General features: G+C 68.7%; 22 protein-coding genes. 15 read left to right on the top strand and 7 right to left on the bottom strand.

Annotated features, from left to right (window positions below; genetic code table 11):
* Nucleotides 1-350: 350 nt before the first annotated feature.
* The gene (locus tag LY40_RS21370) at nt 351-1550 is read left to right on the top strand and encodes a pentapeptide repeat-containing protein (RefSeq protein WP_258937964.1); all 1200 of its coding nucleotides are present in this window, start codon (nt 351-353) and stop codon (nt 1548-1550) included.
* A gap of 287 nt (nt 1551-1837) precedes the next feature.
* Here LY40_RS21370 and LY40_RS21365 read toward each other — a convergent pair whose 3' ends face one another.
* Together LY40_RS21365 and LY40_RS21360 are read right to left on the bottom strand one after the other, a co-directional pair.
* The gene (locus tag LY40_RS21365; protein WP_258937963.1) at nt 1838-2359 is read right to left on the bottom strand and encodes an rRNA adenine N-6-methyltransferase family protein; all 522 of its coding nucleotides are present in this window, start codon (nt 2357-2359) and stop codon (nt 1838-1840) included.
* Nucleotides 2356-3435 carry an NsdA family TPR-like regulatory protein gene (locus LY40_RS21360; RefSeq protein WP_258937962.1) on the bottom strand — a complete coding sequence of 360 codons (1080 nt, stop codon included), beginning with the start codon at nt 3433-3435 and terminating at the stop codon, nt 2356-2358. Before LY40_RS21360 ends, LY40_RS21365 begins: the two co-directional genes overlap by 4 nt.
* Before the next feature lie 299 nt (nt 3436-3734).
* Here LY40_RS21360 and LY40_RS21355 point away from each other — a divergent pair, with 299 nt between their 5' ends.
* Nucleotides 3735-3944 (top strand): hypothetical protein, encoded by a 210-nt coding sequence (locus LY40_RS21355; protein WP_258937961.1) that lies wholly within the window; start codon nt 3735-3737, stop codon nt 3942-3944.
* Here the strand turns inward: LY40_RS21355 and LY40_RS21350 are convergent.
* Entirely contained in the window at nt 3941-4291 is a 351-nt protein-coding gene (locus tag LY40_RS21350; RefSeq protein ID WP_258937960.1) for a GntR family transcriptional regulator, read from the bottom strand. The two genes, LY40_RS21355 and LY40_RS21350, sit on opposite strands and share 4 nt — an antisense overlap.
* Nucleotides 4292-4502: 211 nt before the next feature.
* On the opposite strand from LY40_RS21350, the gene LY40_RS21345 reads away from it, so the two are divergent.
* Genes LY40_RS21345 through LY40_RS21335 form a run of 3 tightly spaced genes read left to right on the top strand, consistent with a single transcriptional unit; the run spans nt 4503 to nt 5493 of the window.
* Nucleotides 4503-4772 (top strand): hypothetical protein, encoded by a 270-nt coding sequence (locus LY40_RS21345; protein ID WP_258937959.1) that lies wholly within the window; start codon nt 4503-4505, stop codon nt 4770-4772.
* 23 nt (nt 4773-4795) lie between these two features.
* The gene (locus LY40_RS21340) at nt 4796-5017 is read left to right on the top strand and encodes a hypothetical protein (protein ID WP_258937958.1); all 222 of its coding nucleotides are present in this window, start codon (nt 4796-4798) and stop codon (nt 5015-5017) included.
* Nucleotides 5017-5493 (top strand): hypothetical protein, encoded by a 477-nt coding sequence (locus LY40_RS21335; RefSeq protein ID WP_258937957.1) that lies wholly within the window; start codon nt 5017-5019, stop codon nt 5491-5493. The genes LY40_RS21340 and LY40_RS21335 overlap by 1 nt, the downstream gene beginning before the upstream one ends.
* Here LY40_RS21335 and LY40_RS21330 read toward each other — a convergent pair.
* From LY40_RS21330 to LY40_RS21315, 4 genes are read right to left on the bottom strand one after another with little or no spacing between them, the layout of a single operon-like run.
* Complete coding sequence (locus LY40_RS21330; RefSeq protein ID WP_258937956.1) at nt 5445-6029, bottom strand: hypothetical protein; 585 nt, start codon at nt 6027-6029, stop codon at nt 5445-5447. The two genes, LY40_RS21335 and LY40_RS21330, sit on opposite strands and share 49 nt — an antisense overlap.
* Before the next feature lie 2 nt (nt 6030-6031).
* Nucleotides 6032-8251 (bottom strand): site-specific integrase, encoded by a 2220-nt coding sequence (locus LY40_RS21325; RefSeq protein WP_258937955.1) that lies wholly within the window; start codon nt 8249-8251, stop codon nt 6032-6034.
* Entirely contained in the window at nt 8245-9966 is a 1722-nt protein-coding gene (locus LY40_RS21320; protein WP_258937954.1) for a hypothetical protein, read from the bottom strand. Before LY40_RS21320 ends, LY40_RS21325 begins: the two co-directional genes overlap by 7 nt.
* The gene (locus LY40_RS21315; protein WP_258937953.1) at nt 9966-11426 is read right to left on the bottom strand and encodes a site-specific integrase; all 1461 of its coding nucleotides are present in this window, start codon (nt 11424-11426) and stop codon (nt 9966-9968) included. The genes LY40_RS21320 and LY40_RS21315 overlap by 1 nt, the downstream gene beginning before the upstream one ends.
* Nucleotides 11427-11534: 108 nt before the next feature.
* Between LY40_RS21315 and LY40_RS21310 the strand changes: the two genes are divergently transcribed.
* The 10 genes from LY40_RS21310 to LY40_RS21265 are packed head-to-tail and all read left to right on the top strand — an operon-like array spanning nt 11535 to nt 18232.
* On the top strand, nt 11535-11963 hold the full coding sequence (locus LY40_RS21310) for a hypothetical protein (RefSeq protein WP_258937952.1): 429 nt from the start codon (nt 11535-11537) through the stop codon (nt 11961-11963).
* Nucleotides 11963-13162, top strand: coding sequence for a DUF4097 family beta strand repeat-containing protein (locus LY40_RS21305; RefSeq protein ID WP_258937951.1), 1200 nt, complete (start codon nt 11963-11965; stop codon nt 13160-13162). The genes LY40_RS21310 and LY40_RS21305 overlap by 1 nt, the downstream gene beginning before the upstream one ends.
* A 42-nt stretch (nt 13163-13204) precedes the next feature.
* Nucleotides 13205-13465: a hypothetical protein gene (locus LY40_RS21300; RefSeq protein WP_258937950.1), complete on the top strand. Its 261-nt coding sequence runs from the start codon at nt 13205-13207 to the stop codon at nt 13463-13465.
* A gap of 13 nt (nt 13466-13478) precedes the next feature.
* Nucleotides 13479-13667 (top strand): hypothetical protein, encoded by a 189-nt coding sequence (locus LY40_RS21295; RefSeq protein WP_258937949.1) that lies wholly within the window; start codon nt 13479-13481, stop codon nt 13665-13667.
* Nucleotides 13664-14053, top strand: a complete 390-nt coding sequence (locus LY40_RS21290) for a hypothetical protein (RefSeq protein ID WP_258937948.1) — start codon at nt 13664-13666, stop codon at nt 14051-14053. Before LY40_RS21295 ends, LY40_RS21290 begins: the two co-directional genes overlap by 4 nt.
* Nucleotides 14053-14307 (top strand): hypothetical protein, encoded by a 255-nt coding sequence (locus LY40_RS21285; protein ID WP_258937947.1) that lies wholly within the window; start codon nt 14053-14055, stop codon nt 14305-14307. The genes LY40_RS21290 and LY40_RS21285 overlap by 1 nt, the downstream gene beginning before the upstream one ends.
* Entirely contained in the window at nt 14294-14593 is a 300-nt protein-coding gene (locus LY40_RS21280; protein ID WP_258937946.1) for a hypothetical protein, read from the top strand. Before LY40_RS21285 ends, LY40_RS21280 begins: the two co-directional genes overlap by 14 nt.
* Nucleotides 14590-14901, top strand: coding sequence for a hypothetical protein (locus tag LY40_RS21275; RefSeq protein WP_258937945.1), 312 nt, complete (start codon nt 14590-14592; stop codon nt 14899-14901). Before LY40_RS21280 ends, LY40_RS21275 begins: the two co-directional genes overlap by 4 nt.
* Nucleotides 14901-16040 (top strand): hypothetical protein, encoded by a 1140-nt coding sequence (locus tag LY40_RS21270; RefSeq protein WP_258937944.1) that lies wholly within the window; start codon nt 14901-14903, stop codon nt 16038-16040. Before LY40_RS21275 ends, LY40_RS21270 begins: the two co-directional genes overlap by 1 nt.
* Nucleotides 16037-18232, top strand: a complete 2196-nt coding sequence (locus tag LY40_RS21265; RefSeq protein WP_258937943.1) for a zonular occludens toxin domain-containing protein — start codon at nt 16037-16039, stop codon at nt 18230-18232. Before LY40_RS21270 ends, LY40_RS21265 begins: the two co-directional genes overlap by 4 nt.
* Nucleotides 18233-18523 lie beyond the last annotated feature (291 nt).

Here is an 18523-nt window from a genome sequence, read left to right as displayed (position 1 = left end):
CCCGGGCGGGGTCTGGGGCTGCGCCCCAGAAGACACGACGATGATCGGAAACAGCGAAGGCGCCCCCAGCGACAAGCAGGGGGCGCCTTCGATCGAGTGGCGGGTGAGGGATTCGAACCCCCGAAGGCAGTGCCGGCTGATTTACAGTCACCAGGCGATACCCGCTCTGAACTGCATTTTCTCCTCAAACACGGCCTGCTTGGGGTAGCACTGGGGCCATCGCGGGCTTGCATCGGATGTGGAGCCCACCTGTCGCTGCATCGTGCCTTCCTGATCGTGGCACCCGTTCCGACGGGAGCACACCACCTGAAGCTCGCCTACAGCCCTCAGTTCTTGGGACACTTTGCGTTGTGGAGGAGCAACAGCAAGCGCATGACACCCCGAAACTCCCAGAACTTCGATGGGGCTGGGTCTGGCTGGCGGCGGTTCTAACAGTCATCGCCACGGTCGCGGCGGTCTTGGGGCTTGTATCTTTCGCTCGCAGCGGCGGCGCGCCCCAGCAGGTGACAGCAGAACTATCAGCACTTCGCACGGCCCTCACAATCACGGTCGGCGGCGGCGGCGCTATAGCGCTGTGGTTGGCCGTTCGACGACAACGCTCGTCCGAGCTGCAGCTACACGAGACCCGGCGTATCGAAGGCGAAAGGGGCCGACGGGAAACGGCAGCAGCTGCAGCAAACGAAGAAGACGCTCGCGAGCGCCGCATTACCGAGCTTTACTCAATAGCTGTCGAGCAACTCGGCTCAGAAAAGGCACCAGTCCGCCTTGGAGGAATTTACGCCCTCGAACGCCTGGCTCTCCAAAATGAAGAACATGAGCAAACAATTATCAACGTGCTATGCGCATACCTTCGGATGTCATTCGAAGTGAGCCTGGACGCCGGGACTCTTTGGAAGCCAGAGATTGCTTACTCGCCCACAGACAACGAGGACGTGGATTCTGATGAGCTGCAGGTCAGGATTGCCGCCCAGGAGGCCATTCGGGATATAGTTGCTGCCAACCACTCCGACACCCCCACTGCCGAGGCGAAGATTTTTGTCAACCTTGCAGGGGCCACCCTCGTGAATTTCATGCTGCGCGATTGTACGGTAGCACACCTAGAGTTCTCGTACGCAAAATTTCTCGGAATAACAAGCTTCTATGGGGTTCAAGCCAGACGCTGGACGATTTGCACCTCTGCGAGATTCTTCGGACCTGTCGACTTCTCTTCGTGCGCACTCGGACTCGTAAATGACTTTTCCAGCTGCAGGTTTGACTGGCCCCCGAGGTTTGCAAATACATCCTTTGGCTACGTCAACTTCCTCCAATCAGACTACAGGGAATCTACAGTTGAGTTCTATAATACGACATTCAAAGGGCTCAATTTGAATACGGTACACTACAAAGGAAGTCCGTTTACCCTAGACCAAGAACCAGGCCTATTCCGGTTTCATAACGCCCACGCCGAAAAGGACGCTGCACTGGAGGAAATGCAACCGCCGCTCGGCTGGAAGATGGATAACCGGAAGCTGGTCCGTGACCATGAAGGCACGGCGGTTGGGCTACGTTAACAGTGTTCAGGCCAGCCGATGTTCCCAACTGCTAGCGGGCAACGGTCTGCTACTCGAAGTCCTCGACGGGCGCCACGCAGCGGAAGCCCGTGTCGTCGTCACACATCGCCTCGGCCGCGTCGTTGAACGTCGAGGGTGTGCAGCGCTCGAACGGTGTCGTCCACCAAGCCGCCCTTGAGCTCGCGCCGGCCGGGCTTGGAATCGGTCGAGCGCCACTCCCAGGTGTTGCCGCACAGGTCGTAGACGCCGTCACATTAGGACCACGGGCCCGGCGGCACGACACTCAACTACCCGCGGGGCACGTCACGCGCGACCCGCACGATCCGGGAGACGCTCGGCTGCGGCGGGCTGAAGTCGTCGCCCGTAATCGTCGTGACGTCGCTGACCGTGAACTCCGGTGGAAGCCGGCTGAAATCTGAGTTCTGGCCGGTGGCGAGCACGGCCGTGCGGAACGAGAGCTGCGGTAGCAGGTCGATCAGGGACTCGGTCACGACGTTGGGCAGGTTGCCGATCAGCACGTCGTAGTGGAGTTCCTGGGCGATCTGCAGCGCATCGCCCTGTCGCACGTCTGCGTGTGGCACTTCCCGTCGAAGTGCGTCGATCAGCCGCGTGTCGAGCTCCACGACGGTCAGGCTCGCGCATGGCGGCATGTTGCGCGCGACCGTGCCCGCTCCCGCTCCGACTTCGAGAACCACGTCGCTCGGTCGGATGTCGGCTGCGGTGAAGAGCAGGTTCAACTTGCTCGGTGAGACAAGGAAGTATTGCTCGAAAGCCGGGTCGGCCAAGGCTCGTAGCTCGTCCCTGTTCACAGGACCTCCAATGCATCCGCGTCGTCCAACGCTATGCCCAGCTTCGCGATTCCGGCCTGTATTCCGCCCGGGACCTTTTGTGCCCCACCGGCAATCTTGGCGATCGATTCCCTGAGGAGCACCTTGGTGCGCGTCGACTCAACCTGTGGAATGAGGGGCAGCAACGTGTTGATTGTCTGTTCTGCTTCGCTCCAGGAAGACGCGCTTATCTGGGCCTGTAACAGGTAGGCGCGGTGGAGGTACTGGCTCCGCATCTCGTTCGGGTCAGTTGCTTCAACAGAATGCTCGAATTCCGGCAGCGCCGCGCCACTGGGGTGCAGTGCATCGGTCGCCATCGCCTTGTGCCACGCAAGTTCCCGTTCGTCGATCCACCATGCCCACATCGGATCATCGTCGCGGACACCTTCGAGGTAGAGCGACGTTATTTCCCCAAACAAGGGCAGCGCGCCCGGATCTCCCGCCTGCGCCAGTGCACGGGCCTTTCGGGTGAGGAACAGGGCACGCAGCCGGGGCGAGAGATCGAACCCGTTCAGTACACGATTCGCGAGCTGCAGCGCTTCGTTCGGACGACCCATCGCGCCAGCGTGCATGCTTGCGTTCTGCAGCGTCAGAAGCTCGATACTTCGGTCGCCGGCGAGCTGCGTGTAGTACAACGCCTCTTGGTTCAGCTTGCGTACCAGGTCGTGCCGTTCGGCGTCGTACGCGAGCCAGCCGCCCAACTCCGCGATCTCGCCTGTAACCGCCTGCAAGTCACGCTCGATGCTCGGGTCGTATGCACCGGTGCCCAGCAGGTCTTTGAGTGATTTGAAGTACCGCACGGCCATCGGCACGATGTCGGCCGCGCCGAACCGGTTGTCGAGTGCGACGAGGTGGCTGAGATAGCCGCGGGCGGATTCGAGGAAGGCGTCGTCGCCGTACTCGGCAACGCTCGGCAACGTCCGGGGAATGGCCAGGGGCGCCTGAGCGGGTTCTTCCTCCGCGATACCGAGCGCTGCGGGTGACATCTCGAAGACGGCGCACAGCTCGTCTATCCAGTCGGTCGGCCGCTTCTTACCACTCTTCCAGTCCTGGAACATTCGCTTGATGCTGTCGGGCTTCGGTGGATACCCGGGTTTCATCTCGGCCCGGGCCCTGGAGAGGCGACGACACACCTCCCCCAAGGACCACTCTTTGGCGAGTCGTGCCCGCTCAAGCTTGGACGGTTCATCCCCCAATTTCAGCCCCCTACGTTGACTTTCTGCTGGTCAAGAGGGGGTGACTCGGTACGGCTCCCCAACGAGTCACCCCCTGATCATCTACCTGGCTCGATCGTTCTCGCGGAGTCTTGTTCTCGACGGCGACAACGCCGAGAGACGAACGAAGCAAGGAGAGAACGATGGGCAAGAAGGACCCCCTGCAGGCACTGACTGGCGGCGGAAGCGGCGGCGGGCTGAAGAAGGTCGTCGGGATCGCGATCATGATCGCGCTGTTCGTGATCATCGTGAAGTTCCCCGGTGAGGCGGCCGACTGGGTCGGCGACCTCTGGGACATCGGCGAAGGCGCAATCGACGGCATCGTCAGCTTCATCCGGCAGGCGGCGGCTTAGTGATCGGACCGCTCGATCGCGCTGACTCGCTGCTCCAACGCCGCGAGGTCACTCCGCAGGGTCGATACGGTCTCCCGGAGCTCGGCGAGCGTCTCGGAGCGCTTCTGCTCGGGAAGCGGATCAGCGACGAAAACGCCGACCGAACCACGAGACACGAGCCAGCCTTCCTCTCGGAGGACACCGACGGCGCGCTGCAGCGTGGGCAACGAAACCTCGTATCGGTCGGCAAGGGCCCGGTTACTCGGGAGCTGGTCGCCGGGTGACCACTCGTTGCCGGTAACTATCGCGTCCCGAATTGCGGCGGCGACCCGCTCGAACGGGGCAAGGCCCGGAAGTGCGCTCTCCATGCGCCCAGCTTACTGATTTGACCAACCCTGACCAAAGACTCACTCGGTTGGCCTAACGACAGATTGACCAATGCTGACTAATGTCAACCTTGGTCAACCCAACGGAAGGAAGCGAATGCACACGGCACGGATCACGGACCGGACCGCTCGTGAGGCGGTTGAGGTCGCGGTTGATGAGTACATCTACGCAGCTCAGGAGGAGGAACGAGCGATGGATGAGCGCGAGGAGGTTGACCGGCTGATCGAGGAGGTCGATCGCGAGCTCGCTGAGGAAGAGGAGATGGCCGAGTGGCGGGCGCGGCGCCGGTTCAACGACGCGGCGCGGATTCACCGGGCGCGTCGCCGGGCCGAGCGGGAGCACCTGGCATTGCTGGAACAGCAGCAGGTGATCGCCGGAGTGCCTGGTCAGGGCAAGTCGAGCCCGGAAGCTCTGCGGGCGCTCGTTGCACAGCACGTCTCCGACGGGGAGGTGGCGGCCTGATGCGAGGCATCGAGGTGCGCGGGTTGGCGCTGTTCGCGGCGCTGCAGGCGACGTTTTCGGATGTGCATCCGTACTGCGATCATCTCGTTAGCGCGGCGATCACCGTGTCCAGGAAGAACCGTGTCGAGGTTGCGGTGCCGAAGTCGTGTGCAGCGACCAGGCGTTTCGCAGCTGCCGTGTCTCGATTGTCGCTGCCGATCTCCGTGTCGGAGATCACCCGGTCGGGGACAGCGGTGACGATGTGATGGCCACCGTCGACGAGCTGATGACGTTGGCGACGTTCGCCGCGAGCGGCGTCGTTCTGTTGGTAGGCCACAACTTGGCCGATCACGTGACCGGCCAATGCGATTGGCAGGCCGCGAACAAGGGCGCTCCGAAGCCGGAGGAGGTTGCGGCCGGCGCGAGCCCGCATCGCGGGTGGCTGGCGAACCTGGCGCATGTCGGCCAGTACCACCTTTCCTTGCTCGTACTGGGGTTCCTGGCGTGGCTGGTGTTGCCGTTGCACTGGTCCGCTCCCGGCGTGGTGAGCGCGCTGGCGTGGTCGGCCGGAACCCATGCGCTGCTGGACCGCCGTTGGCCGGTGCGGTGGCTGTTGGAACGCACGGGCTCGCCGGACTTCGCCCGGCTCAACGCGGGCGGCCTGAACGGCATGTATGCGGCTGATCAGGCGCTTCATGGCCTGGCGCTGGGGGTTTCGGCGGTGTTGCTGGCGGTGCTGTAACCGTCGGCCCGCTCACCAGGGTTTCTGATCTTTGCCAATTCCGGAGCGGCGGCGCTAGTGGCGGTCTGCGGACCGCCAGCAGGTGGCAGGGGAACCAGGCGATGGTTCTGGTTCCCCTGCTGCGCAAGCAAGTTGTGCGCGTCGGCCAACTGCCGACGTTGCCGTTGGATGGTGTCGTCGGCCGCGGCGAGCGCGGACAGGGCCTGCCGATGCGTGGCCCGCAGCGTTCGCAGTTCGGCGTGGGTGGCGGCGAGCTTGGTCGTGAGTCGGCTGGTGCGCTCGCGCAGCGCCGCGATCCGTTGTTCGCGCGGGTCGGGCTGGTCACCGGCATCGAGCTGGGCTTGCCGACGGCGCTCGAATTCCTCCTTGAGGTGGCCGTAGGTGCGGTAGAGCGCTGCGCGGGAGATGCCCGCCTCGCGGGCGAGGGTCTTGACGTCGCAGCCGCCGCCGGGCGGGAACTGTCCGGCCAGCAGCCGGTCGATCGCGGCCCGGATCTGCCGTTCGATCCGGTCCCGCTGCGCGGGTGACAGCGGCATGCTCACCTGCTCCCGTCGTCGCCGGCGGCGCGGTCGATCTGGTCGATCACTGCTCGTGCGCGTTGATGTTCGGCCTTGAGCCGGTGCTTCTCGCCGGCGGGGATGCGGCGGCTGTCCAGCAGCTCGCTGGTGTTGTCGGCGATGGTGACCCAGACCGGCCGGTGCTGTGCGTGGTGCGTGGCCTGCGGGCAGCGGGCGCTGTCACACATTCCGGCCAGCGGCGTGCTTGCTTCGGTGACACCAGCGAGCTTGAGGCAGAGCGCCTGGCTGGGGTCATCGAACCAGCAGTAGTTCGCCGCGCCCGGATGCAGGGTGGCGGCCTTGGCCTTGAGCAGCAGCTCGACCTGCCGGTCGCTGTCGACCACGGACGGATTCGCGCGGGCCTGCTCGGCCAGGGCGGCGTCGACGGCGGTGAACGTCTCGACCAGCCGCGCGGCGCCGGGCCCGGCGGGCATCTGCCCGGCCTGGAATTCGCGGAACGCCTCGACGGCCGACCGCAGGTTTTCCTTGGCCGCGGCGGCTTTCCACTCGGCGTGGAACACCGCCTGCGCCCCGTCCGGCCGGTGCGAGTAGCCCTCGGTGGTGCTGATCGAGATGTGTTTGAGCGCCACCTTCGCCGCGATGACCCCGCCGGGGCGTGCGGCCAGCTCGAGCGCGAGCGTCCGGCGCAACGCTCGCAGCGTGACCGGATGGTCCGGGATGGGGGCCAGCCCGAGCCGGCCGCCGCCGGCCGGATCGTTCACCCAGTCCCGGAAGTGGGCGTAGAGGCCGTGCCGGAACGAGCTGAACCGGCCGAACAGCGCGGCGCCGGGCTCGGCAGGGCGCCCGCAGTGCGCGGCGAGACGTTCGGCGAACTCCGCGGCGCGGTATGCCTGCTCGACCACGACCCATTCATCGGGCTCGCCGCCCCAGCGGCGGCCCTTGACGACCTTGCTGTGCAGGTAGTGACGGGCCAGGTCGTCGGCGACCTGCTCGGTGTGTCGTCCGCCGATGGTCAGCTCCATCAGCTCGCTGTTGCGCATCCCGGTCAGCGCGGCAACGGCGATCAGCGCCGCGTTGAAACACAGCCAGCGCAGCCCGTCCAGCTCGGGGCCGCCCTGCCTGGGCTCGCTCCAGGGCACCAGGGTGCCGTCGTGTGCGCGGGCAACCGTGGGCGCGTCGCGACACCACGGCGGGGCCAGGCCCACCTGATCCAGCGCGGCCCGAATCGATGGGCGGACCAGCTCGATCTCGGGCCCGGTCAGCCGCTGGGCTCCGAGCTGGTTGGCCAACGGCGCGAAGTTGACCCGCAGCAGCGGATCCTCCGGGGACCACCCGCGTTCCCGCAGGCGTCGGCGGATGCTGCCGGTGTCCAGCTCGGGCAACGGACGGTTGGGCTCGACGTACTCGCGCACCAGCAGCCGGGCCATCACGCCGGGCAGGACCTGGTCCATGCCCGGCGGCAGGTTCCGGCGCAGCCCGGCGACCCGGTTCCGCTGCTCGGCCACCGTGTTCAGCAGGTCCAGCAGGTGCGGGCCGAGGGTGTCGACGATGTAGAGCGCAGCGGACAGCACCGGGTGCAGCACCTCGTCCGGCAACGGCGGCGTGCTGTTCGGCGGGCGGCAGGGAGTCCCCAGAACCCGTCCCGGCGTGCGCGCGCCCCAGGGTCGGAAGTCGTCGCGGTAGCGGTCGGCCGACAGCAGCGGCGCGTAGTCCGCGATCGACTGGATCACCTTGACGATCGTGACCAGGGTGCGGTTCTTCTTGGCGCGCAGCACATTCCCGTCCGCGTCCTTGATCTCGCTGTAGTCCCGCAGGAACACCTCGACCTCGTGCTGGCCGACCTCGGCCAGGCTGCTGATGCCGCGGTCGGTCAGCCAGTTGAACCAGAACGTCAGGTGGAACAGCCGGGAGTGGCAGGTGCGGGGATGACACGCGGTGCGGCGCGCAGCAGGCAAGATCACGACCCGTTCGTCGGCCGGATGCAGCCAGGCCAGCGCCAGTTCCTTGGCGACGGTGCGCCAGCGCGGGTTGCGGATCAGCCCGAACTGCCAGCGTTTCTCCGCTGCGCGCATCTGCATTGAGGCGTCGGCCCAGCCTTGAAACGACCAGGTGTCCTGCTCGAATCGGGGGCGGGCGGCGCCGGGTGTCCAGCGCAGCCCGGCGAACTCGGCGACGTCGACCCCGGCGAACAGCGAACCACCGGCCACCGCTCCCTCGGGAGGGGACAACGGGGTCACCACGCGGCCTCCTCGGTGGCTTCCTCGGGCCGCAGCGGCAGCTCGGCATCGACGTCGGCGACCTGCTGCCCGGCCTGCTCGATCGCGGCCGGGGCGAAGCGGGGCAGGACCTCGGCCGACAGCCGGTGCGCGTAGGGGCCGAACACGGCGGCGAACTGCTCGCGCGGCATCTGCCGGAACTGGCGGGCGAAGAACGCCTTGAGCCGCAACAGGTTCGGCAGATGCCGGGGCGCGAACACCGCCAGCGGGCAGAGCAGGCAGACCCACGGCCTCGCCGGGCAGGGCTTGCCCTTCGGGCCGTGCAGCCCGACGAGCTGGTCCGCGCAGGCCGCGGTGAACACGTCCCGCTGACCGCCGACCAGTTCCCGCAGCACCGTCTCGTCCAGCACCAGCCCGGCGGCCTGCTCCGGGAACTGCGCGACCAGTTCGACGGTGTCGTCGTCGGTGAGCACCGTGGGGCGTTCGGCCCGGCGCAGCAGGTCGGCCTGCGCGTCGGTGATGATCGCATTCACCGCCGCCTGCTGCGCGGGCGTGGCCACCGCCAGGTAACGGTCGCCCTCGGCCTGCGCGGAGTGGTTCGGGTCGATCGTGGCGTGCCCGGACCAGCCCTGGGTGGCGCGTTCGGCATGGTAGGTGGTGCGGACGCGATGCTTGTGCAGCGTCAACGGCTCCCCGTCGTCGCCGCGCACTTCGTGGTGGGCGATCCACTTGCGCAGCATGCAGTCGCTGAATCCCGGCGGCGCGGCCGTGCGCTGGTAGGTCGCGGCCAGCCAGAACCGATCCCGGACCTCCGGCGCGGCGTGGCCGCGCAGCAGCTCGCTGTGCCGCAGCCACTGCCGCAGCAGCCGACTCGCCCGCGGAGACAACGTCAGGCTCTCGTCGCCAGTGCGGCCCTTGAGGTAGCTCAGCAGCACGGTGTCGTCCCCTGCCCAGTCGATGTCGCCGAGGTCGAGCCCGTCCAGGCCGTCCGGGACGATGCCGGTGTAGGCGCCCAGCAGCAGCCGGTAGGCGATCACCACGTCCATCGCGGGGAACAGGGCGTCCCGGACCTCGGGCAACCCGCCCAGTATGCTGATCCGCCGGATCGTGGTGCCCAGATGCTCAGCCACCGCCGGGCGGCCGACCGGCCCCCAGCGACGCAGCAACCACGCGATGTTCGGCTCCGACCACCCGGCCACCGCCGGGTCGGCGCCGGCCTCGGCGATCGGGACGATCCGCTGGTGGGCTCGCCAGGACTGGCGGATCAGCACCCGGCAGGTGTCCAGCAGCCGGGACCACTCGCCGGGGGTGTAGGGCGGCAGCGGCGTGTTCGGCGGCGGCTTCTTGAAGTTGCGCCCCAGCACCAGATCGCGGGTCTCCGGCGGCAGCACCGGGGCGGCTTCCTCCAGCGCCCGCAGCATCCGCCGGGTGCGGTGCTCGACGCCGTAATGCCCGCGCAGCCAGTAGGCGACCAGCACTGTGCGGCGCAGCTGCGCGGCCCCGCCGATGAACCCCTCGGCGTGCAGCTCGCGCACCATCCGCCGTGCCGTCCGGACGTACTGGGTCGCCGTGCCCGCGCGGGCGATCGGGCCGTGCGGATGCGCCAGCCGCGTCACGCCCACCGCCAGATCCCGCGCCAGCGCCGGGTTCGGCAGGTCGTCCAGTCCCATCGTCAGCGGCTCGTCGCGCGGCAGCCGGAAGGTCACCGCGAGCGGATCGTCCAGCACCCAGGCCGGCATCAGACCTCCTCCCCGGACTCGCCGAACTCGTCGGCGAACTCCGCATCCACCTCGGCGTCCACAGCCGGGTCCACCTGCCCTGCGCGTTGCCCAGCGCGTTCGTATGCGGCCCGGTAGATGCGGTGCACGTCCAAGCGCTTGAGGTAGATCTCCGTTGTGGTCACCGACGAGTGGCCGAGCAGGTCCCGCAGGATCTCCAGCGGGTCGGCCTTGGTCAGGTAGAAGGCGAGCGCGGCGTCCCCGCCCGCCGCGGCCACCAGCTCGGCGGCCCGCTGGTAGTGGCCGGTGACCAGCCGTTCCAGCGTGGCCATCGCGAACGAATGCCGCAGCCGGTGCGGGTGCACGTCCGGGAACCGCGGCTCCACGCTCGCCCGGATGCGCCGCGAGGCGCGGCGGAACACCGTCGCCCAGTCCAGGAACGGCCGACCGCCCCGACTGATCGCCAGCAAACTCGACCCGCCACCAGGCTCGACCAGACGGCGCCGTTCCGCCGGGGTCAACGCCGACCAGGCCGTGCGCCGGCCGTTGACCCGAGCGCCGAACAAGTCCGGCTCGGTCACCACCAGCGGGTCCTCCGGCCGCCAGGACGCCGACGCGGCGGACACGGCCCGCTCCAGCCGCATGTAGGTGTGCACCGCGACCAGGGCGTCGTAGTCGATCCAGGTCAGGCGGGGCCTTCGCCCTTTCGCGGCCAGCTCGGGCACCGGGAACAGGATCGGCACCTCGGTCGGCTCGGACGGCAGCGGCGGCACTTCGTGCACCAGCAGGTGAGTGAACTCCCGCCGGCGCAGCCCGGTGGACAGCACCAGCCGCGCCACTGCGGAGTTGCGGCCCGGATACCAGCCCCGGAACGCCGGGTTCTCCATGCCGTCCGGGGCCAACCCGGCCAGCGACCGGCAGAACAGCTCAGCGAAATCGGCCTGCACGTACTTGATCCCCACGTGCGGCTTCGCCCGCCGCAGCTTCGCGTAATTCCGACGAACCGCCCGCACCCGCTCATCGGTCACCCGCTGCACCACCGCCGTCGTGAACGGCGCGGCCTCGGCGTAGCCCTCGGCCTCGGCCCACTCGTAGAAGGCGGCCACTGCCGTCATCTGCACGCCCCACGACGACCCCGCCAGCCGCTCGGACACCGGCCCGCACAGCCGGCGATCCGCGTACGTCCCCAGCGCCGCCACCAAATCCACCCGACACGAGAAAGGGGAAAGCCCATGCAAACCCAGATGTACCAACCAATCCCGCAATGCCTGCGCGTACACCCGCCAGGTGTTCGCCGCCGGCGCTCCGCTGGACGGCAGCGACCGCAGCCACGCGTTCACCGCACGACTCGGCCGCGGACCCGCCGCGTCCTCGAACTGGAAGTCCTCGTCGATCAGCACCGGCATCCCCTCCGGGATCACCGGGCGCTCGCCCACACCCCAGGGCTGCCAGCCCGTCGACTCGTAGAAGTGCAACAACACGCAGCGCAACCTACGAACGAGACACCCTCACTGTCAGCAGCTAACAACCGTGTCGCGAGCAGCCAACCGACACATCCGCTACACGACCAAGAAGCAGCGCCAAAGATCGTGCAGTCCTCGGCGGATGCCGCGGGTAAGGGCGAGCCGGGCCGCGAGGGTGCCAGGCACTGCGCTCGTCATGTGGCGACCTACACCGCGGGTCAGGCCGCGGCCGGGTGGGCCGTGACGCGGGTACTGGGGCATCGGGTGCCGGTGCGGGCGTGGCTGACCGGCCACGCGATCAACGCCGCCACGCACTACGTCATCGACCGGCGCGAGCCGTTCAAGAAGTTCCTGCGCAGCAAGCTCGCCAACAAGGGCGGCTACCTGGCGCACGCCACCGTGCAGCGCCGGGAGGGCGTCGTTGACGAGGGCGGCCCGGGCACGGCGTTGATGGAGATGGACCAGGCCGCGCACCGGCTGATCTCGGTCGCCGCGTCGCTGGTGACCACGGCGGTGGCGCTGCGCTGCGGCGAGCGTTCGGGGCGGTGGTCCTGATGCGCGAGCAGGAACACGCCCAGCAGGGTGCGGCTCGGTTCGCGGTGGACGCCGCGGCGGGTGAGGTGCAGGTGCGGGCCGGGCAGACCGACACCGCCCGCGTCACGCTCGAACCGCTGACCCCGGGCGATGCTGCTGCGGAGCGGCTGATCGAGCGGGCCCGCATCGACTCGGAGGGCGACCGGCTGTCGGTGCGCCTGCCCGACGACGACGGCGGCAGCGTGCAGACCGTCGGCCCGACGGGCCCGACCTCGATCGGCGGCGGTTCCTACGTCGCGGTCGGCTCGTCGAACGTGGTCAACACGGTGATTCAGGGCAACGGTTCGGTGGTCAACACCGGCGGCGGCACCGTCGTCAACGGCGCGGTCATCTCCGGCGGCTCGACGGTCATCTCGAATGGCCAGGTCATCTCGGGTGGTTCGTCCGGGGTGCGGGTGGTGGCCCATCTGCCCGAGGACTCGGCCGTGAAGCTTTCCGGCGGGTCGGCGAGCCTGCACACCACGGGCGAGTTGGCCAGTGTCGAGGCCGCCACCGTCTCCGGCGGGGTGGAGGTTGACCGGGCCCGCAGTGCGGAGGTGCGCACCACCTCGGGGCGGGTGTCGGTCGCCCACACCGGCGATCTGCGCGCCCACAGCGTGTCCGGCGATGTCGCGGTGCGCTCACTGGCCGGAACGGCCCACGTGCGCAGCACTTCCGGTGACGTGGCGGTGCATGCCACCGACGACTCGACACTCAATGCCCGCTCCACCTCCGGTGACGTGACCGTCTCGGCCCTGGAGGGCGTGCACGTCGACGAGTCGGTCAAGACCGTCTCCGGCCAGGTCCGCCGCCGCACCGTCCCGCGGCCCGCCCCGGCACCGGACCCCACCCCCGCACCCGCGCCGACACGAGGCGCCGACGCGAGTTCCCGTCCGTCTGCTTCTTCTGGAGGTTCTGCCATGACCGGCATTGACGAGGTCCGCGCCGTGCTCGCCGCGGCTGCCGAGGGCAACAGCCAGCACGAACACCTGCTCAACCGGGCCGCCCTGTCCTACGAACTGGCCGCCGCCCACGTCGAGGGCGCCGCCGCGGGCAGCTCGGCCCCGGCCGTGGCCGAGGCCATCACCGGATACCGCGCACTGGCCGAGCAGATCCGCGAACTCGTGGCCCGTTCCGAGGCCATCGCCGCCGCTCTGCACGACTACACCAACACCCTCTGACCACCCGCTTTTTCGCCACACACAAGGGAGAACACACACCCCATGTCGAGCATCGACGAGATCCGCGCACACCTGGCCGCCACCAACGAACAGGCCACCGCCGTACTCGGGCTACTGGCCCAGGCCACCCAGGAACTGGACACGATCCGCGGCCAGATCGCCCAGGCCGCCCAGGGCAGCAACCACCCGGCCATTGCCGAGGCAGGCGGGCTCTACGGCACCGGTCTGGAACAGCTCTCGCAGCTGCAGCCGCTCGTGTCGGCCGCCCAGGACGCCACCGCCACCTACCTGCACAACCTCTGAGGGAGACACCGCCATGGGCAAGAAGAACCAACCGTTGGTGCACCTGAAGAAGCACAAGTCGTGGTGGTCAGGCCGCATCACCGCACTGTGCGGGGCCACCGCCGAAGCCGGTGAGTACGAGACCGAAACGTGGCGGCTGTTCAAGCTGCCCGGTCCGCGCTGCCCGGCCTGCGACCGCATCCACAAGGAGGGCAAGCGATGACCCGCCTCCTGCTCGCTGATGACCCCGGCGCGGCACATCCGACCAAGAACGCCACCGCGCCGGGGCTTCCCAACCAGACACGAACACCTTCGAAGGGAAGGACCCCGATGCTACGCAACCGCACGCCGCACGCGACGACCGACGAGGTGGTCTACACCCCGGAGGCGCTGAACGCCCTGATCGAGCAGGTATCGGCCGCTCGTGTGGCTGAGCGGCTGCGTGAGCGGGCCTTGGCGCACTGGGAACGGGCCAAGTTGTGGGAGCACGCCACCGGCGATGTGGCCGACCCACAGGTGGTCTTCCACGCCGGCGAGGCCGAGGTTCTCGAACTCATGGCCGCGATGGAGCTGCAGCGCGCCGACCTCGATGCGGGACGGAGCGTGTGATGTCGAGCTTCGACGTACTGGCCCGCTACGGCACCGGTGCGCTGCTGCGCTTCGCCGCCGCGGTCGCCCTGTTCCTGGTCCTGCACCTGATCCGCATCCCGCTCGTGCTGGCCGCGCGGGTGCTGGAGGTGGGCATGCGCCGGGCCGACGGGTTCGCCACCCGCCAGGCCAGCCAGGCGCCCGACGGGCCGATCAACCACTTCTTTGCCGAGAACACCACGACTTCCCGGGAGGACACCCGTGTCTACGCCTGACAACACCCACCCGGCCGCCGAGGACGCTGAGACGTGCGAGTGCGGCGCGGAGGTGGTCACCGAGGCTGACATCGACCGTGAGGACGGCATCGAGGCCGTGCAGGCGGTGCTGTTCGCCGCTGCTCTGGCGATGGTGCTGTGGCTGGTCACCCGCGAGACCGCGGGCGGCTGGACCACTCCGTCGCTGGTCGGGCTCGGCGTGATCGCCGGGACCGCGATCTCACCCGTGCTGACGCTGCTGTCGGTGGCTTTCCACGCGACCCGAAGGGCGGTGATCCGCAAATGACCGAGCTGCAGCCGTATCGGCGCGGCGAGCTGACTGTCCACGACGGACGTGAGCACGCGCCGACCCGCACCGACCAGGCCGTGGCGTGGGTGGGCTGGCACATCGCCGAACTGGCCGCGATCGGCCTGCCCCTGCTGCTGGCGGTGACGGTGGCGTGGTGGCTGGCCGGGATTTCGGTGCTGGCCGGGGCCCTGTGGGTCGGCCACGAAGCCACCCGCCGTCAGCGCGGCGACAAGACCGAGGGACGTCCGCTGCAGGCCGTGCCCAGCGGTGACACGTCCGACGTGAACGGGGAGGGGATCGCCTGATGAGCTGGGCAGAACTGCGGGAACAGAAGCGGGCCGACCGCCAAGCCGAGGCCGAACAGGCACGCCTGGACGCCGACGCCGCGGCCGAGCGCCGCATCCGCCAGCAGCAGGCCCGCGCCGAGCAGCAGCGCCGCGAGGCCGAACAGGTCGCCGAGCAGCGCCGCCAGGCGAAGGCCGAGGCTTCCGCGCGGCGGGCGGACCGCTGGCGGGCCCTGCGTGGCTGGGCCGCCGAGCATGTCGTGCGGCTGCTGATCTGGCCGCTGGCGCTGGTCTCGGCCGTGATGGCCGTCCCGGCGATGGCCGAGTACGGGCTGGGCCTCTACGCCGGGGCGACCGGGTTGGCGTTGCCGATCCTGACCGAGCTGGGCATGTGGGCCTTCGCCCTGGCCGTGGAGGTGTCGCGTAAGCGGACGCCGGGCGCGCCGGTGTGGGCGCTGCAGCTGGGCGTGTGGGTTTTCGCCGGGGTGAACTTCACCCTGAACGTCCTGCACGGCCTGGACCGCGGATGGAGCGCGGGTGCGGCGATGGGCCTGGTGTCGGTGGCCGGTGTCATCGCCCACCAACTCACCGTCGCCGGACCGCGCCGCACCCCGGCCGAACGGCGTGAGGCCACACTCGCCCGCCAGGTCGAGCGCAAATGCCTGCGCGTGCGCCGGGCCGCCGTCCGGCAAGCACCCGTGGCACTCGACGAGCACGGCACCGCCACCGTGGTCTACGCCCCGGGCCGCTACGTCCTCACCGGCCACGGCCGCCGGTTGGAATCGGCAATCGACCCGACCCCGGCGGATTCGACGTCGGGCGTGCCGGCCGGTGACCCCGCGTGGGATGTGGCGCTGGCCGATCTGATCGCCGACGCCGAACGCCAGAACTCCGACCACGAGGAATCGACCCCGGATTCCGGGGGTGGCGTGGCGACCCTCGATGTGGCCGGTGACCAGCAGGAATCGAGGGCGGATCGGGGCCCGATCCGGGGCCGCGTGAGCCGCACCCTCGATCAGCTCCGCGCCGAGTTCACCGCCGCGATCGAGGCGGGCGAGCTGGACCCGACGTCGGCCGAGTCGATCCGTAAGGCGCTGCGGTGCGCGCCGAAATACGCCCGCCAGCTCCGCGACGAACACCAGCGAGGTGAGGCCCGATGAGCACCCGAGACGACGAGAACCAGAACGAGAACGAGACCGAGCGGCGGGAGTTGGCGCCGGTGCACTACCTGCCGTCGACCCAGCACGCCGATACCGGCGTGGACGAGTCGGAGGTGATCGAGGGCGAGATCGTCACTGCCGAGCAGTACCGGGAGCTGCAGAAGCAAAAGGCGCTGGAGCGGTACCGCGCCTACCGCCGCGACGCGGTCGTCGTCGGCCGCGTGGTCAAGACCGTCACGACACATCAGCGCACGAAGACGGTCATGCGGCACGCTCTGGCCTACCCGGTCGCCGGCATCGGCGTGACGTGGCGACGGTGGCGCGACACCCACGGCGCCTCCCGGTATGAGCGGCAGATGCGGGCCGCCGAGGCGGCGGGCGATCAGGAAGCGTTGCGGTACTGGCAGGAAGCTGACGTCGCCGAGAAGCACCGTCGCCACGCGCGGGTCATGGACTGGATCAAGGCGCCGGGTCAGTGGATCAAGGCCGGCGTGGTCGGACTTCTTGGCCTGGCTGGGTTTCTGCTGGTGATCGGGTTCCTGCTGTTCGCCAACTCCGGCGACATCGCCGACGTCATCGCCCCGATCCGGGCGGTGGTGGACGCGGTGGCGTTCACCGTGTGGTTCATCGCGGCCTACGGGGTGTTCGGTGTGCTGGGCGGGTCGGCGCTGGGTCTGTTCTACCTGTACAAGCAGGGCCGCGAGCACGCCCAGGTGCCGACCTGGCTTTCCCCGCCGGCCGAGGGCGATGTGATGGACGGTTTGCCGGACGAGAACACGATCCTGAATGCCCTGCACAACCTGAACATTCGCGGGTTCAACCAGGCCGTGAAGGAGGGGTGGCGGATCAAGTTCATTACCCCGCCCACGATCGACGGCAAGGGCTGGCGTGCGCAGGTTGCGCTGCCGCCGGCGTGCCCGGTCGAGGAGATCGTCAAGCGCAAGGCGACCTTGGCGCACAACCTGGTCCGGTATCCGATCGAGGTGTGGCCCACCGAGCCGGAACCGGCCGTGCTCGATCTGTGGGTGGCCAAGCGGGGCGCCCTGTCCGGCCCGGTCGATCCGTGGCCGCTGCTGTCGGACCTCGACCGGGCCCAGACGGATTACTTCGCGGGCGTGCCGGCCGGGATCACGATCAAGGGCGATGTGGTGCGTGGCCGGTTGTTCGAGGCCAACTACGTCTTCGGCGGCATGATGGGCTCGGGCAAGTCCACCCTGGCGATCACGCTCGTGCTCGGGGCGATGCTCGACCCGATTGTGGACATCGACGTCGTGGTCATGGCCGAGAACGCCGACTTCGAGCCGATGAAACCGCGGCTGCGGAGCCTGCACACCGGCGCCGGTGACGAGACCGTCGACGCCTGCATGGACATCCTGACCAGTCTCTACGAGGACTTGTCGGTGCGGGGTTCGGCGCTGCGTGAGCACGACGCCCGCGCGGTCACTCGCCAGATCGCGGCCAAGGACGCGCGGCTGCGGCCGCGGGTCGTGGTGATCGATGAGTGCCAGAACCTGTTCCTCGGCAAGCACGGCAAGGACGCCATCGAGGTCGCCTCGAAGCTGATGTCGACCGCGCGCAAGTACGGCATCACGCTGATGTTCCTCACGCCCGAGCCGTCGAAGGACGCCCTGCCGCGGAAGATCATCTCGGTGGCCTCGAACAAGGCGTGCTTCGCCATCGGTGACCAGAACGGCAACGACGCCGTACTTGGCACCGGCTCCTACAAGACCGGCATCTCCGCGGTCGGGTTGGAGCCCAAGACCGACGAGGGTCCCGGCGACATCGGCACCTGTATGCAGCGCGGGTTCACCGCCAAGCCCGGCCTGCTCCGCTCGTTCTACGTCGACCAGAACGACGCCCACCGCGTCACCCGGCGAGCGATGCAGCTCCGCAACCAGACCGAACTGCCCGAGCCCGAACCCGAGGAAGGCACCCAGCTCGACCCGCTGGCCGACATCGCCGCCGTGATGGGCGACAAGCCCCGGATGCGCACTCAAGAGGTGCTGCAGCGCCTCGCCGAGCACAACCGGGCCGCCTACGGCGAGTGGACGCCCAACCGGCTCACCGAGTACCTGGCCGACTACGACGCCGAGCCCTACAAGTCCGGCGGCCTGATGCAGGTCGCCGCCGACAAGATCCGCGACGCGATCGCACAGCGTGACGACAACGGCGAGTCCGACGAACCGACGTGACCAACTCGCCGGCCGGGGAGGCCACCACATCCGAGGGAGTTCTCCCTCACCGCCTCCCCGGCACCGGCTCCCTGCGTTGATCAGCACGAACAACCACAAGGGAAGCGAGGGAGTCGGCCCAGCACACGGGCCGAAACCCCGGCCAGAACGGCAGTTCAACGCCGCCGGCACGGCTCCCTCCCTGCGACCTCGCACCGGACCGCCGGCGCCCACTTCGACTACCGAACGTGACGACGGAAGGCACTGCGATGACCACGCGCACCCGCGCCACGACGACCACACCGACCGTTC

Source organism: Prauserella salsuginis, from assembly GCF_024648885.1.
In the GTDB taxonomy this organism is placed as follows: Bacteria; Actinomycetota; Actinomycetes; order Mycobacteriales; family Pseudonocardiaceae; genus Prauserella; species Prauserella salsuginis.
The sequence above is the reverse complement of the archived record's forward strand: the minus strand, read 5'-3'. Positions and strand labels throughout refer to the sequence as shown.

Coding starts and splice junctions, on each gene's coding strand:
- LY40_RS21360 (WP_258937962.1), bottom strand. CDS start 3,435: ATGTTCCAGGACTGGAAGAGTGGTAAGAAGCGGCCGACCGACTGGATA.
- LY40_RS21355 (WP_258937961.1), top strand. CDS start 3,735: ATGGGCAAGAAGGACCCCCTGCAGGCACTGACTGGCGGCGGAAGCGGC.
- LY40_RS21350 (WP_258937960.1), bottom strand. CDS start 4,291: ATGGAGAGCGCACTTCCGGGCCTTGCCCCGTTCGAGCGGGTCGCCGCC.
- LY40_RS21345 (WP_258937959.1), top strand. CDS start 4,503: ATGGATGAGCGCGAGGAGGTTGACCGGCTGATCGAGGAGGTCGATCGC.
- LY40_RS21335 (WP_258937957.1), top strand. CDS start 5,017: ATGGCCACCGTCGACGAGCTGATGACGTTGGCGACGTTCGCCGCGAGC.
- LY40_RS21330 (WP_258937956.1), bottom strand. CDS start 6,029: ATGCCGCTGTCACCCGCGCAGCGGGACCGGATCGAACGGCAGATCCGG.
- LY40_RS21320 (WP_258937954.1), bottom strand. CDS start 9,966: ATGCCGGCCTGGGTGCTGGACGATCCGCTCGCGGTGACCTTCCGGCTG.
- LY40_RS21305 (WP_258937951.1), top strand. CDS start 11,963: ATGCGCGAGCAGGAACACGCCCAGCAGGGTGCGGCTCGGTTCGCGGTG.
- LY40_RS21300 (WP_258937950.1), top strand. CDS start 13,205: ATGTCGAGCATCGACGAGATCCGCGCACACCTGGCCGCCACCAACGAA.
- LY40_RS21295 (WP_258937949.1), top strand. CDS start 13,479: ATGGGCAAGAAGAACCAACCGTTGGTGCACCTGAAGAAGCACAAGTCG.
- LY40_RS21290 (WP_258937948.1), top strand. CDS start 13,664: ATGACCCGCCTCCTGCTCGCTGATGACCCCGGCGCGGCACATCCGACC.
- LY40_RS21285 (WP_258937947.1), top strand. CDS start 14,053: ATGTCGAGCTTCGACGTACTGGCCCGCTACGGCACCGGTGCGCTGCTG.
- LY40_RS21275 (WP_258937945.1), top strand. CDS start 14,590: ATGACCGAGCTGCAGCCGTATCGGCGCGGCGAGCTGACTGTCCACGAC.
- LY40_RS21270 (WP_258937944.1), top strand. CDS start 14,901: ATGAGCTGGGCAGAACTGCGGGAACAGAAGCGGGCCGACCGCCAAGCC.
- LY40_RS21265 (WP_258937943.1), top strand. CDS start 16,037: ATGAGCACCCGAGACGACGAGAACCAGAACGAGAACGAGACCGAGCGG.